The following is a 12,956-nucleotide window of genomic DNA, read 5'->3' as shown; positions in this document are numbered from 1 at the left end:
GCCGCAGATTTGTTGGCGGACCACAGATCAGGTCACAGATCTCTGCAGATCTGCGGTACGTCGATCTCCGGATCTGCGCCGGACCGCTCACCTGCTCGTTGCCGCGAGCGGGTGTGCGTCCGATGGCCGACTGCCGCGAGTACTTCGCGCGACACGACATGTTCGTCCAGGTGCACGATCAGCGCGAGCCTCGCGACCTCGTCGGCAACCCGGCCGGCGGGCAGGCTCGCCACCAACGGCGCTACCGCTCGGACAGCGTTGACCTGGCCACTGAGGTGGTCCAGCACGTTGCTCCACTTCGCGAGCTCGACTTCGATCGCGAGGTCGGCCAAGGGGCGCGCCGACCCCAAGACGTCACGCAGCAGGTCTCCTCCGGCCGCGTGCAGCGCAGCCGGGTCCTGTTTGTCCGGCAGCCGCGCAAAGAGCACCTCGTCGAACACATCCGACAGCACTGGCAGGCTCCGCACAGCGCCAATCCGACCGCCAAGGTCACCGTCCAGAGCAACGACTACCATGCCTGTCCGCGAGTGCGATCGCGCGATCAGGGCCTGCTCGTGCGTGATCGCCGTACCGCAGCAACCCGCGCCGGCCCACTCGTCTCCAGCAAGACTGACCGCCGGCGCGTCCATCGTGCCCTCGACGAATACCGGCACCGCGCCCGCCTGCAACCGCTCGACCTGAGCGTCAAGTCCGACCAGCGAGCGCGCCTTGGAGTAGATCTCAGTGTTCCGCGTGTTCAGGTAGCGCAGTCGATCGCCGGCGGCACGCCCGATGAAGCCGACCGGGCGGAGCTCCTCGTCGTGGGTCGAGAACATGATGCGGTCTCGAAACCGATCGACCAGGTAGCCGTTGCTGGTCACGAAGGCCAGACCCGCCGCGACGATCTCCGCGTCGTCGAACCCGGCGCCCCGCAGATGGCCGACCAGCTGCGACCAGCCGTCGGGCGCGTAGCCCACCGACCATTCGGAGTCTCGCGCCAGCACCGCACCCAGGCCGCGGTTTCGTAGGTGCTCGGCCGCCCAACCGCTAGGCCTGTCGTGGAGTTGCTGTCGGTAGAAGGACGCGGCGACGATGTGAGCGTCGTACAGCCGATCGTTCACAGGTCTGGTCCGCGATCCGGTGGCTCTGGATCACCGGCGAGGTTCGCGGATGCCGCGCCACCGAATTTATAGGTCAGGATCGGCCGCGCCGTGGTCAGCAGGTCGTTCATGATCTGCGGGCCGTACGCGGAGCTCACGATGCTGCTCGGGCTGTGCGGCAGAACGACCGCGCGGACGCGGTCGTAGTACAGCGCCAGATCGAACAGGTAGCTGGTTGTCAGCTTCTGACGATGCTCGTCGCCGTGGGCGATGACGATCGCTGTGTCCCCGAGGCTGAATTTGCGCAGCATCCTCACCTGCGCGGTCGACAATCCGGCGCCAAAGACCGGAACCCCGGCCCACTGGCCTTCCGTGGCCCGACTCATGCTCGACACGGCGATGGCGTCGACCAGGTTGTCCACGATCACCGGAACCGCCCCGCTCCGCAGAAGATCTAGCTGCTCCGCGACTCCAACCAGGACGTTGGACGGCTGATGAATCGCCGTAGCCGGGCTCAGAGATTGAGCCCGGCCATCTCTCCCGATGCCGATGAACCCTGTCGGATGCAACTGCGCGTCCCTGGCAACCAGTACGAGCTGATCGCGGAAACGGTCCGTGACGTCCGCGTCGCCGGCGCGGTTGACCAATCCCGCACCTTCCATCGTCGAGTACGCGAAGTTCTCAGCTGCCAAATGGTCGACCAAACTCGTCAAGGTGTCCGGGGCGTACCCGACCTTCCAGCCCGAGTCCACCGACAGCACCTGCTCGATCCGCGCTCCCTTCAAGAACCCCAACGGCCAACCCGTTGCCCGAAGCAACTCACCCCGAAAGAACTGCGCAGCGGAGACGACCGCCTCCAGCGACCGCCGTCGCTCCTCCATCGTGATCGCAAACCCAAGATCATTCACCGAAACCTCCGAAAGCCGAACACATCCGGCCTCGAAGATCTCTTCAGATCACCCACTACCGAACCCGGATCACGACTTCCAGGAACTCCAACGCAGCAACGCCAATCAGAGCCCAGGCCCCGGCCCGGGCGGATCCAGATCTGTGGTCCGCAGCGCCGCGAATCCGCTGCCGCTGGCCCGATATGTCATCAATGGACGCGCCTTGAGCAGTAGGTCGTGCACGCGCTTGGCCCCGGACTCCTGCGCCAAACCAGCCAACGACTCCCCCGGAGGCAACGCAACAGCTCGCACTCGGTCGAAGGAGAACGCAAGATCGAGCAAGTAGCCAGCCGACTGATTCCGCTCCACCTCGCTCCCGGCCAGGACGACGACCACCTTGTCGCTCGTACTGAACTCGCGCAGCATGTTCGCCTGGGCCGTCGACAAGCCACCGCTACACACTGGGATGCCAGCCCACTGCCCACCGGCCTGTACGCCGACGTTCGACACAGCGATCGCATCCACCGGCTCATCCACGATCACCGGAATCGCACCACCTGCAAGCAGACTGCGCTGCTCCACAGCCCCAACCAGAACGTTCGACGGCCGATGCACCGGAGTCACCGTAGTCGCTGACCCCGCCACACCATCGGACCCGATGCTGACAAACCCAACTGGTGACGACCGCCGATCATGGGCGACCAGCATCAACTTGTCCTGGTGCAGATCGACCGCATCACCGTGCTTGCTCCAGTCCAGCAGGCCAGCCAGTGCCATCGTCCCGAACCCAAACCCCTGCTCCTGCAGATGATCAACCAGGTTCGAGAAGGACTGCGGCGCGTACCCCACCCTCCACGGCGACTCCGTCGACAACACCCAGTCGGCCCCATAGGCCCGCAAATACTCCAACGGCCAGCCGGTCGTTGCCCGCAGCAACTCCCGCCGGAAGAACTGCGCAGCCGCAGCATTCACCGCCAGCAACCGCCGCCGCTCATCGATCGACAGCCCAAACGCCTGAGAACTCACCAAAACCTCCGAAGCATCCACAACTGACTGCCTCGAAGCTCATCTCCACCAGGTCACGAGCAGAACCTGGAACGCAACATCAAGGACATACGGCCCCGACGACGTGCGCCCGATCAGATCGGACTCATGGGGTGGTCCTTGTCCTGATCCTCTAGCAACTCCCGCGCCGTCAGCGCACGCGGGCGTCGCAGTACGACCTGCCGCTCGCGCTGATCGAGCGCATCCGGAGAATCCGCCCACAGCCCAGCCGAACGAGCCAGATGGGTACCCGCGGCATCGATCGCGTCGTCAAGCAGTTCAATGAGCCTCCGGGTACTCCACACGGCGTTGCCATGCCCGAGCTCCTCGGGAGGAGGGAGTAACCGAGCGTTGTCCGTCTCAGTATCAGTCGTATCAGAGTCCATGATCCCGACAATCGAGCGCAGCGGCCCACCAAAGAACCGGGACGGCGCGATCCAGGATCTGCTAGTCGCCGCAGTGGGATCTCGTACAGCGACATCTCCTCCAACTCACACAGTTGCTGACCCCGCCACTGGTGTGGAGCGACCAGGTGGACCACGCGATTCGGCGCTACCACCCGACCAAGACTGATCGGCCATGCCCGGCCGAGGTCCCGACAGTCCGTCGCAGCCGCGACAGGGCTCGGCAAGTCCCGCAGGCGCCGCTCGGGACACCGCAGCGCTGGAGCTCACGGAAATCGACGGTGTGACCCAGCATTGCGGCGAAGTGGCGGAAGCGTCGCCCGGAAGCCGAAACATGAATGCAGCACACACTGGCTCTGATGACGGCGCAGCCTCCGTTAACACCTGCGGGCGCATCTGCCAGCACCATTTCAGCTGCAGTCAAACTCATCGTCATGCCGAGCCGGAACTCGCACACGCGGTGCCGAAACTCATGAGAAGGCAGTGTAAGAACTCACCGGCACAGCCCGCCTGCGATCACGACGGCAGCCGGCGCCTTACTCGATCCTCAACGGACGGCGGTCCCTTACGGACGCCGTACAGCGCTCGCGCCGAGCGCGAGCAGGCAGTCAGTTTGCTCGGTGGATGAAGTAGCGGGTGGGGTCTCCGGCGGCTCGTGGTCCGGAGCCGAGCCAGTCCAAGAATGCCTGCGGATCTCGACGTTCCAGCTCGCCGAGGACTTCGTCTCGTGTGCTCACCAGCGCGAAACGCTCCTCAGCGGTGGCCGCACTGCGCAGTTCGGAGAAGCTTCGGCGCCAAGCCAGACACAACTCCTCGACGGACAGATCGGCAGCGCCCCTTCGCACAGTCGGGGCGGCCTCTGGTACGGCGTCAACCTGGGATCCGTCCAACTGGGACGGAGCCTCCGTCGGATCCGACAGGTAGGCCACTACTCGCGGGGACGTACCTGCGACGACCAGCAGGAGCAGGGAAGAAGCCGGTCCGGCGAATGCGGCGTACCCGATCAGGGAGAGCACCACGACTCCGACGCGTACTGACCATCTGAAAGCCGGGACGATCAGCGCCTGCGGCTTCGGATCTTTCTCCATGCAGGCGGCAGCACTGAAATGCATCGAGCCATACAGAAGGATCACCAGCCCCAGCACGATCAGGACGGTCGACAAGCTGATGAACAGGACGGCTGCGGCCACACCGACCGCCAGCAGGATCGCAGCAACTGCAAGCCACACGCTCCGATAGGGAGACCTCGGGCCGGCCAAGCTCTCCATCACGGCCATCCGATACTCACCACCGCTCGCCCCACCCTCCGCGCCGAGCGCAGTGGAGGGAATACCAGCATCATGCAACGCTCACCGACGCCATTCAACCGGGACCTCGGGCTATCAGCCCGCCCATGTACCCCCCGGACTGTCTGTTCTGCGGAGTTCGAGCGTGGGCCTACGTGGCGGTGCGCTGGTAAGGGGCGACGTCTTTCCAGTCGCCGTCGATGTTGAGATATTCAGGGGCGACGCCGTAGCGGCGGTGGCCAGTCCGCTTACGTCGGCGTGGCCCTGTATACCTCGGGCGGCGGCCTGGAGATTCCGGCGGTCACCGATCCGGTCGTCGCCGAGATCTACGAGTTCGAGCGGAGCAGGCGGGCCGTGGTGCAGTGCATGCGCGATCGAGCGGCGGTCGCGGTGCCGGACCTCGTGCGCGACCGCCCGGCGCGAGGAGCACCTGACAGTCGCGGTCGACGCCCGGAAGGTGGTCGGCCAAGCGATGGGCCTCCTGACGGAGCGCTACAACCTGACAAGTGACCAGGCCTTCCAGGTTCTCAGGCGCTACTCCCAGAACTCCAACACCAACTCCGCGATGTAGTCGAACACCGGATTGCCAGCCGCCGACTCCCCAAGTCTGACGAGTTCCACGAAGGCCGCAGCATCATCCGTCACCGTTGTTCGATGAGGTCGCGAACGAGCTGTATGGAGAGACTCGGTGCGGCGGGACCACCTGGGGAGTGAAGCCTGTGGCGAACGGCCCAGCGATCGAGGGTTTGCAGCACGGCCAGCGTTAGCTCGATCAGGAGCTTCTCGGGGAGGTCGTCGCGGACTACGCCGGCGCTACGGCCGTGGATGATCGCTCGGCGAAGCCAAAGCTCAACCTGCTCGCGCAGGTCTTGCAGACGCCCGTCGTCCTCGCTGGTCGGGCCGTGGAACATTTCGCCGAGGTACCACGTCTCAGGGTGACGTGTTGCCGCACGACCGAGCGCGTCGAGCAGGTCGGCCATGGCAGTCCAGAACTGAGCAGCGGAGAGCTTCTCGACTTCGGGTACCTGAACGCCCTCGACGAGGCGCGCTGCCAGGGTCCGTACTACGTGATCGTGCAGGAGGCGCTTGTTCGAGAAGTAGTGGTAAAAGGAGCTCTTTCCCCAGCCCGCCTCCGCGATCACGGAATTCAGGGAGGTGCCGGTGAATCCCGCTGACGCGAAGTGACGTGCGGAGGTGACGAGTAGGTCTTCCTCACGTGCAGGGTCGAGGGGCTGTGGGGTTCTCGCCATGGTGCTAACGTAGCATTCGTGGACCGATTGGTCCATGAATGGAGGTATGATGGAAGAGCTCGCCGTTGTGGCCGGGGCAACTGGCTACCTGGGCAGACACTTGGTAGCGACGGTGTCCAGCAGGGGGTATCGGGTCCGCGCGATCGTTCGATCTCGTGCACGCGCGGAGGAACCGGGCCCGTATGGTTCACCTTCGCTGTCAGGTCATGTCGACGAATGGCTTGAAGGAGACGTCACAGATCCCGCCTTCGTGCACGGGGCATGTCAGGGCGCTCAGCGAGTGATATCCGCTCTTGGCATAACGCGCCAGAAGGCCAACCCGTGGGACGTCGACTACCTGGCCAATCTCCGGCTTCTGGAGGACGCTGAGCGTGAGAGTTCCGGTTCGTTCCTCTACGTCAACGTGATGCACGCATCGGCCGGCCGTTCCCTGATCATGCGATCCAAGGCAGCCTTCGCCGAGGTACTGACCCGTTCGCCGCTGGCCCATCAGGTGATCAATCCCTCGGGGTACTTCTCGGACCTCACCGGCATACTGCGGATGGCCCGCACAGGTCTCACGGTCCTGCCACCCAGGCCGGACGTGAAGGTTGCTCCCATCCATGGTGCCGACCTCGCTCGGTTCTGTGTCGAGCGGCTTGGAGACGGCAGCGGTTCTTGGGACATCGGTGGCCCCGACGTACTGACGTATCGCGAAATTGCCCAGTTCGCGTCCGCAGCGCTAGGAAAGCGGTGTCGCACCGTCACGATCCCGATGCGAGCAGTTCAGGCAGCCGTCTGGATCGCCACCAGAGTTGGCGGACGGCCCGCGAATCTCGCCCAGTTCTTCGCCGACGGCCTCGCCCAAGACGCCGTCGGCGAACAGTACGGAGAGCACCATATCGACACGTATTTCCAAGACCTCGCCACCGCACGCTGAGGCGACGACCATGCGCGTCAGGACCAGACCGATCGCAACCTAGGCGATACGGGGACGACCAGGGTCGCCTGAGCATCTGACCTGCGGCGCCTGATGAAGCACGCCGGATTGAGCTTGGTTGGTCGCTCATGGGGGTAGGGCATTGTCGTGGGGCCGGTCGATCTCGGCATGCCGGTTACGACGCCGCGGACCACGGCCGGCACCGGCAACCATGCACCGGTCGATACGTTCTGACTCATGACGATCGCCAAGTCCATCGCTTTGTTCGTGCTCGCCGCCGTCGCCGAAATCGGGGGCCGCCTGGCTGATCTGGCAAGGCTGGCGCGAACACAAGGGCCTGTGGTGGAGCGTCGGCGGATTCCTTGCCCTCGGCGCCTACGGCTTCGTCGCGACCTTCCAGCCTGACCCGAACTTCGGGCGGATCCTGGCCGCCTACGGCGGCATCTTCGTCGCCGGCTCACTGGCCTGGGGAATGCTCGTCGACGGCTTCCGCCCGGACCGGTGGGACGTTGCGGGCGCGGTGGTCTGCCTGATCGGCGTCGCGGTGATCATGTACGGCCCGCGGAACGCCGCCTGACCCACCAGACCGCCAGCGCCCACCTCCAGCTTCACCATGCCGGAAGTGGAGTGCCGGTCGCAGGCCTGCGGTCACACACAGTACGGGCGTCGTGTCGGACACCGTCTACACCAGCCGCCCGATGTCCAGGCTCTCCCAGGTTGAAAGCGGATTGAAAGGTCGGCGCGGTTGAGTCTTGTCAGGAGACGGCCGACAGTCGAGCGACCGTCACCGTGGAGGGAGAGATCATATGAAGCGGAAGTCTTTGATGGTCGGACTCGCGACGGTTGGCCTGCTCGGTGGTGGTCTGGCCGGTCCGACCGCAGCGGCACAGGCGTCTCCGGCACCAGCGGCATCGCCGATGTCCGGGGCGAACTGCACGGCGTGGATCTCCGGTGAGTGGGGTCACGGCAAGTGCACGCGATTGCGCAACACTGGGGCGTGGACGATGACGCTCGACGTCGTGTGCGATGCCTGGTGGGATGCTGACGTGCACCGGGAGGCGATCGTTCCCGATGGTGGGACCGTCGAGTTACAGGGCCACTGCAACTCCTCTGTGGTCTCCGCGACTGCCGGCTGGGGCCGTCGTCCCTGACCTGACGCGGCCTCGTACCCCTTGGCGGCGAAGGTCGCCGGCGGGCTTTGGGAGTCGCGATGCTTATCGGTGCCTGGGTTGCGCTGCCGCGGCTAGCTCGGGTGATCCCAGTACCTGGCCCGGGATCGGGGTTGTTTCGAAGGGACGCTTGAGTCCAGGCGGTCCGGATGAGGGACCAAGCGCGACGTTCACATTGAGCGTTCTTTGAGAGTTCGTGATGGTCGGCATCGAACCGACGCTGCCGACCCCAGCGGGCCTAGAGTCGGTGCCAGCACAGCCAGGTGGGGCGCCACCGGCGAGGGTGCGACTCTGGTGGGTTCCCCGCCCGGCCAGGTGATCGCGTTCGCGACCTGGAGCCCATGTACCGGAGGGCGCTCGAGTGGGTGGTGTCTCGCTCGGGCGGGATTCGCAGCCATCCCGGTCCTGGGGATCCAGGCTGTGCTGATGCGGGTGCTGGTGACGGTGGGGAGGGGGCTGTCACCAGCACTCGTCCGGGCCACCATGCTCTACGAGACTGCGCGGCTCACCGGTCGGGGTTGAGGTTCGCGGCGATGTCGAGCGCGATGATCGCGCAGTCGAGGGTATCCATGGTGGGGTCGTCTCCGGTCGGGTCGCCGTGGATGCAGAGAACCTGGCGGCCGTCCGTGGTGGTTCCGGCGGTCTCGATCTGGCCGTCCTCGTCGTACAGGAAGGCCCAGCCGAGTCCGGCGAGGTGGGACAGGGCTCGTGCGCGGTCTGCGCCGTGCAGTGAGAGATGTTCGGTCCCCGCGGAGGGGTTCAGCCGCTCCGCCCACGCGGCTTCGACCAGCGGGTCGGCGAACGCGGCGACATCGGTCTCAGGTCGCGGCATCACCAGATAGCCAACCCCAGTGAGCGGGTCGAGGTACGCCGTGTGTACTGCGAACTCGACGATCGTCACGTCGACGTACCGTGGCTGGCGACGCTCGTCTTCGGACGGAGTCATGGCTCACGCGGCCTCGACGTCGAACACGCGGTCGAGGCCGGTACGCCGCAGCACATCGGTCATCTTCCGGTTCGCGTGGCGGATGACCACACCTCCGCCGCGACGCTTGCAGACGCGATGCGTGTCGAGCAGGGCCGCCAGTAGCGTCGACGAGATCTGGTCGAGGTCGGTCACGTCGATGATGACCAAGCAGGTGCCGTCCATCACCAGGTCGCGCAACCGCCAACGAAGCGCAGTCAGCCCGCTGCCAAGATCGGCGTCGGACAGCGTCACGATCGCGCGCTGCGGAAGAGGGCTGCGGGTCGTGTCGCTCATGGCTGTCCTTCGGCTCTGGCAGTGATAGTTCCACTGTGATCTCCCGACGTTGAGATCGGAGCCGCGCCGACTTGACGATCCGATGACGACGTACGGCGTACGGCGTACCTCCGCGCATGCCACGTCGAGGCGCGAGGTTCTTTACGATCGGATGACATGGGGGTCCCCGGGATCACAACCCGGCGCGGACTTGCGAAGATGTGACGATGCCGATGCAGGTCCTGGTCGTGGAGGACGACGACCGAATCCGTACCGTACTGCGCCTGGCGCTGGAGGACGAGGGCTACGAGGTCGCAGAAGCCGCCGACACACCTGCCGCCCTTGAGTTGGCACGGGCGTCGATGCCCGACCTGATGATGGTCGACCTGATGCTGGGCGAGGTCGACGGCTACACCTGCATCCGTGAGGTACGGCGGATGAGCGACATCCCGATCATCATCGTCAGCGCACGATCCGACACGCACGATATCGTCGCCGGGCTGGAGGCGGGCGCCGACGACTACGTCACCAAACCGTTCCAGGTAAAGGAGATCACGGCCAGACTGCGCGCACTCCGCCGCCGGCTCCGCACCAGCGCCGAGGCGAACCAACCCGACGTCCTCCTGGACGCGGACCCCGCGCACTACCTGGTGCTGTCCACCGCGCGGGGAGCCGCCGTACTCGACGGCAATGACGTCCCGCTCACCGTGACGGAGTACAGGTTGCTTGCCGAACTCGCGCAACCTGCCGGCCGGGTGCTGAGCCGATCCGCTCTGCTGGAGTCGGTCTGGGAGCACGGATACTACGGCGACGAACGCATCGTCGACGTTCACATCAGAAGACTGCGCACCAAGATCGAACGTGATCCGGGCAAACCGCAGATCATTGTCACCGTACGAGGGATGGGCTACCGGCTGGACCCGCGATGAGAGTACGTCCGAGGACGCTGTGGACCCAGCGGTCGCGGCCTCGCACGCTCGGACTGCGCCGTCGGCTGGTGCTCGCCTTTGGGCTGATGGCGCTGCTGGTTTCCGCGGTGTTCGCGGCGAGCACCTATCTGCTGTCCCGCGGCTACCTGCTGGCGCAGCGTGAACGCGTTGTGCAGCATCAGGCCTTCGCTGATGCGACCTTCGTCCAGCGCCGCCTGGAGAGCGCCGGCGCCGACGTCTCGGACATCCTGACGGCCGCGGGAACCCCGGCGGGTCACACGATCATCCTGAAATGGCGGGGCCAGTGGTACGCCTCGACCCTGGACCGGGGCCGGGACGCCGTCCCTTTCTCGGTCCGGGAACAGACCGAGTCCGGACAACCCGCGAGGCAACGGTTCCGGACGAGCGACGGGCCGGCGATCGCGGTCGGAGTGCCGGTTCGGTCCGTTGGAGCGGACTTCTACGAGATTGCTCCGCTCACCGAGCTCGACGGAACGCTCCGTCTGCTGAGTAGCATCCTCATCGGCGGCGCGCTGCTGGCCACGACGGCCGGTGCGCTACTGGGTGGCTGGGCGAGCCGGTCTGTGGTCACGCCCCTCAACCGGGTCGCTGTCACCGCCGCCTCTATCGCCGGCGGCGAACTCGACAGCCGGCTGGCGGCGACCGACGACCCCGAGCTCGCGACGATCGTCGGCTCGTTCAACAGTATGGTCGACGGGCTCCAACAACGGATCAACCGCGATGCGCGGCTGGCCGCGGACGTCAGTCACGAACTTCGCTCCCCCTTGACCACCCTGGTCGCCAGCGTCGACCTGTTGAACGCGCGACGCGACGAGCTCCCCGAGCGCTCGCAACGAGTCCTCGACCTCGTGACCGCGGATCTGCAACGGTTCCGGCGGCTCCTCGACGATCTTCTGGAGCTTGCACGCTCCGACGCGGGACTGGACCAGCGGCCGACCGGCGTCGTCGATCTCGATCAGCTGTTGCGGCAGGTGCTGAGCGAAGTCGGACACGAGCCGTCGATCCTCAGCGGCGCAACTGAGGTCTGCATGGTCGCAGACAAGCCACGGCTCAGTCGCTTGTTCCGCAACCTCTTCGAGAACGCGGAAACCCACGGCGGTGGGCTCACCGGTGTGGAAGTGACCACAACCGACGATGACGTACTGATCCTGGTTGACGACTCCGGTGCGGGGGTCCGTCCGGAGGATCGGGAGCGGATGTTCGATCGGTTCGCCACGGGTGCGACCAGACGGGGCTCGTCCAAGGGAACCGGCCTCGGTCTGGCGCTGGTCGCCGAGACCGCGGCCGCGCACGGCGGGGCAGTGTGGTGTACGGCGTCTCCCGCCGGCGGCGCGCGTTTCGTCGTACGGCTTCCGGAACACCGATCGTTGCCGGAGGACTCGTCATGAGGGCGGTCGTCTGTGCGCTCTCGGCGGTCCTGCTGCTCGTCGGCTGCGGCGTACCGATCCAATCCGACCCGGTTCCCCTCGAACCGGGGGCCGTTCCGTCCCAGCTGCGAGAGGCCAACCGCCCCTCGTCCCCGCAGCCGAGCACGACCGCCGGCAGTTCCACGGTCGAGGTGAACTTCGTCCGAAACGACAGGGTGGTCCGTATTCGACGACAAGCGCCGACTGGAGGTCCGGCCGAACGCCTCAACGGCGTCGTCAGTGCATTGATGTCCGGGCCCAGCGAGACGGAACAAGCCAGCGGCATCACGACGGCCCTACCGCAGGACCTCACCCTGACCGTTGCCAAGACCGAGGGCACTCGGGTCGTCATCGAACTGGCCGGTGCGACGGAGGGACGCTCCGCAACCGAGAACATCCTGGCAGTTGGCCAGATCGTCCTCTCGGTCACGGCGCTCCCAACGGTCGAGGAGGTCACGTTCTCCCGGGGCGGCATCCCCGTCGAGGCGCTACTCGCCGACGGAGCCCTCACGACGAACCCACTGACCGCCTCCGACTACGAATCCCTGCGTGCGCAGTAATCACAAACCGAGGTCGGGCCTCGGGCTTGGTGGACTCGTACTTGTCGCTGTCCGCGTACTGCTCCCGTTCCGCGGGCGCTCAGGCGGTATTGTGAAGACACGCAGCGCCGCGAAGGGCCGTGAATGCAGCGTGAAAGTCCTCGAGGACAAGTGGGCCGTCAGCCGTCCGGTTGGCGTACAGGTAGATCGCGCGAAGACCATCTTCGGTTCGCCCAGCCAACTCGGAGCTGTCGCTCTCGCCCTCGAGCAAGGTCCAGCCGGCACGCGCCAACCGCTGCAGGGCATGCGCCCGATCCGCGGAGTGCAGCGACAACGCAACAACCGGATCGCCGTCCCACGTGACCCGTTCAACCCAAGGAGCCGGCGCGATGTCGGATTCCGGACGCGGTTCCACCATCAGGCCCATCCCGGTCACGGGCTCGAGGTAAGCGACATGTGCTGCGAAGTCGACGACCCGCACCTCGACAACCTGCGTGGGTACGTCGCTGTCGGCGGATTCGCCGACGCCCACACGTACCGTCCGGCTATGGCCAGGATCGCGCGCACACAACGGCATCGCCTCCGGGACCAGGAGATTCCGCCGATAGTACGTCGTCAACACGGCCACAGGAATCCTGCTGTTCCCGATGTCATGCGTCACAGGTCAACCTTCGGGCCTCGACTTTGAGATCACCCGAACAGCCACATGACGATCAGATGACACGCCGGCACGCACAGCCGGCCGGTGTGCGCCCGTTAACCGAACACCTGGTGCCGGAATTG

14 protein-coding genes and 1 pseudogene are annotated in these 12,956 nt (G+C 65.8%); 7 read left to right on the top strand and 8 right to left on the bottom strand.

Annotation, left to right across the window (positions count from 1 at the left end; translation table 11 throughout):
- Positions 1–32: 32 nt before the first annotated feature.
- The 4 genes from OHB24_RS21220 to OHB24_RS21205 form a co-directional block, all read right to left on the bottom strand.
- Positions 33–1,100: a toprim domain-containing protein gene (locus OHB24_RS21220; RefSeq protein ID WP_327640821.1), complete on the bottom strand. Its 1,068-nt coding sequence runs from the start codon at positions 1,098–1,100 to the stop codon at positions 33–35.
- On the bottom strand, positions 1,097–1,987 hold the full coding sequence (locus OHB24_RS21215) for a hypothetical protein (protein ID WP_327640820.1): 891 nt from the start codon (positions 1,985–1,987) through the stop codon (positions 1,097–1,099). The genes OHB24_RS21220 and OHB24_RS21215 overlap by 4 nt, the downstream gene beginning before the upstream one ends.
- 105 nt (positions 1,988–2,092) lie before the next feature.
- The gene (locus OHB24_RS21210; RefSeq protein WP_327640819.1) at positions 2,093–2,992 is read right to left on the bottom strand and encodes a hypothetical protein; all 900 of its coding nucleotides are present in this window, start codon (positions 2,990–2,992) and stop codon (positions 2,093–2,095) included.
- A gap of 1,030 nt (positions 2,993–4,022) precedes the next feature.
- The gene (locus OHB24_RS21205; RefSeq protein WP_327640818.1) at positions 4,023–4,643 is read right to left on the bottom strand and encodes a hypothetical protein; all 621 of its coding nucleotides are present in this window, start codon (positions 4,641–4,643) and stop codon (positions 4,023–4,025) included.
- A gap of 529 nt (positions 4,644–5,172) precedes the next feature.
- Here OHB24_RS21205 and OHB24_RS21200 point away from each other — a divergent pair.
- Positions 5,173–5,271, top strand: coding sequence for an ANTAR domain-containing protein (locus OHB24_RS21200; RefSeq protein WP_327640817.1), 99 nt, complete (start codon positions 5,173–5,175; stop codon positions 5,269–5,271).
- A 70-nt stretch (positions 5,272–5,341) separates the two neighbouring features.
- Here the strand turns inward: OHB24_RS21200 and OHB24_RS21195 are convergent, their stop codons facing one another.
- Positions 5,342–5,950, bottom strand: coding sequence for a TetR/AcrR family transcriptional regulator (locus tag OHB24_RS21195; RefSeq protein WP_327640816.1), 609 nt, complete (start codon positions 5,948–5,950; stop codon positions 5,342–5,344).
- Between the two features lie 49 nt (positions 5,951–5,999).
- On the opposite strand from OHB24_RS21195, the gene OHB24_RS21190 reads away from it, so the two are divergent.
- From OHB24_RS21190 to OHB24_RS21180, 3 genes and pseudogenes are all read left to right on the top strand, one after another.
- The gene (locus OHB24_RS21190; RefSeq protein WP_327640815.1) at positions 6,000–6,869 is read left to right on the top strand and encodes an SDR family oxidoreductase; all 870 of its coding nucleotides are present in this window, start codon (positions 6,000–6,002) and stop codon (positions 6,867–6,869) included.
- A 237-nt stretch (positions 6,870–7,106) separates the two neighbouring features.
- Positions 7,107–7,446 (top strand): annotated as a pseudogene (locus tag OHB24_RS21185) (YnfA family protein).
- A gap of 229 nt (positions 7,447–7,675) precedes the next feature.
- A complete protein-coding gene (locus tag OHB24_RS21180; RefSeq protein WP_327640814.1) occupies positions 7,676–8,020 on the top strand; it encodes a hypothetical protein in 345 nt (114 codons plus the stop codon).
- A 523-nt stretch (positions 8,021–8,543) separates the two neighbouring features.
- On the opposite strand, the gene OHB24_RS21175 is transcribed toward OHB24_RS21180, so the two are convergent.
- Together OHB24_RS21175 and OHB24_RS21170 are read right to left on the bottom strand one after the other, a co-directional pair.
- Positions 8,544–8,984, bottom strand: coding sequence for a hypothetical protein (locus OHB24_RS21175; RefSeq protein WP_327640813.1), 441 nt, complete (start codon positions 8,982–8,984; stop codon positions 8,544–8,546).
- 3 nt (positions 8,985–8,987) lie between these two features.
- Positions 8,988–9,299, bottom strand: a complete 312-nt coding sequence (locus OHB24_RS21170; protein ID WP_327640812.1) for an STAS domain-containing protein — start codon at positions 9,297–9,299, stop codon at positions 8,988–8,990.
- Positions 9,300–9,505: 206 nt separating this feature from the next.
- On the opposite strand from OHB24_RS21170, the gene OHB24_RS21165 reads away from it, so the two are divergent.
- The 3 genes from OHB24_RS21165 to OHB24_RS21155 are packed head-to-tail and all read left to right on the top strand — an operon-like array spanning position 9,506 to position 12,194.
- A complete protein-coding gene (locus OHB24_RS21165) occupies positions 9,506–10,207 on the top strand; it encodes a response regulator transcription factor (RefSeq protein ID WP_327640811.1) in 702 nt (233 codons plus the stop codon).
- Positions 10,204–11,616 carry a sensor histidine kinase gene (locus OHB24_RS21160; protein WP_327640810.1) on the top strand — a complete coding sequence of 471 codons (1,413 nt, stop codon included), beginning with the start codon at positions 10,204–10,206 and terminating at the stop codon, positions 11,614–11,616. The genes OHB24_RS21165 and OHB24_RS21160 overlap by 4 nt, the downstream gene beginning before the upstream one ends.
- Positions 11,613–12,194 (top strand): GerMN domain-containing protein, encoded by a 582-nt coding sequence (locus tag OHB24_RS21155; RefSeq protein WP_327640809.1) that lies wholly within the window; start codon positions 11,613–11,615, stop codon positions 12,192–12,194. The genes OHB24_RS21160 and OHB24_RS21155 overlap by 4 nt, the downstream gene beginning before the upstream one ends.
- Positions 12,195–12,273: 79 nt before the next feature.
- Here OHB24_RS21155 and OHB24_RS21150 read toward each other — a convergent pair whose 3' ends face one another.
- Positions 12,274–12,834 carry a hypothetical protein gene (locus OHB24_RS21150; protein WP_327640808.1) on the bottom strand — a complete coding sequence of 187 codons (561 nt, stop codon included), beginning with the start codon at positions 12,832–12,834 and terminating at the stop codon, positions 12,274–12,276.
- Between the last annotated feature and the right edge of the window lie 122 nt (positions 12,835–12,956).

This window comes from Kribbella sp. NBC_00482, from assembly GCF_036013725.1.
GTDB lineage: Bacteria > Actinomycetota > Actinomycetes > Propionibacteriales > Kribbellaceae > Kribbella.
The sequence above is the reverse complement of the archived record's forward strand: the minus strand, read 5'-3'. Positions and strand labels throughout refer to the sequence as shown.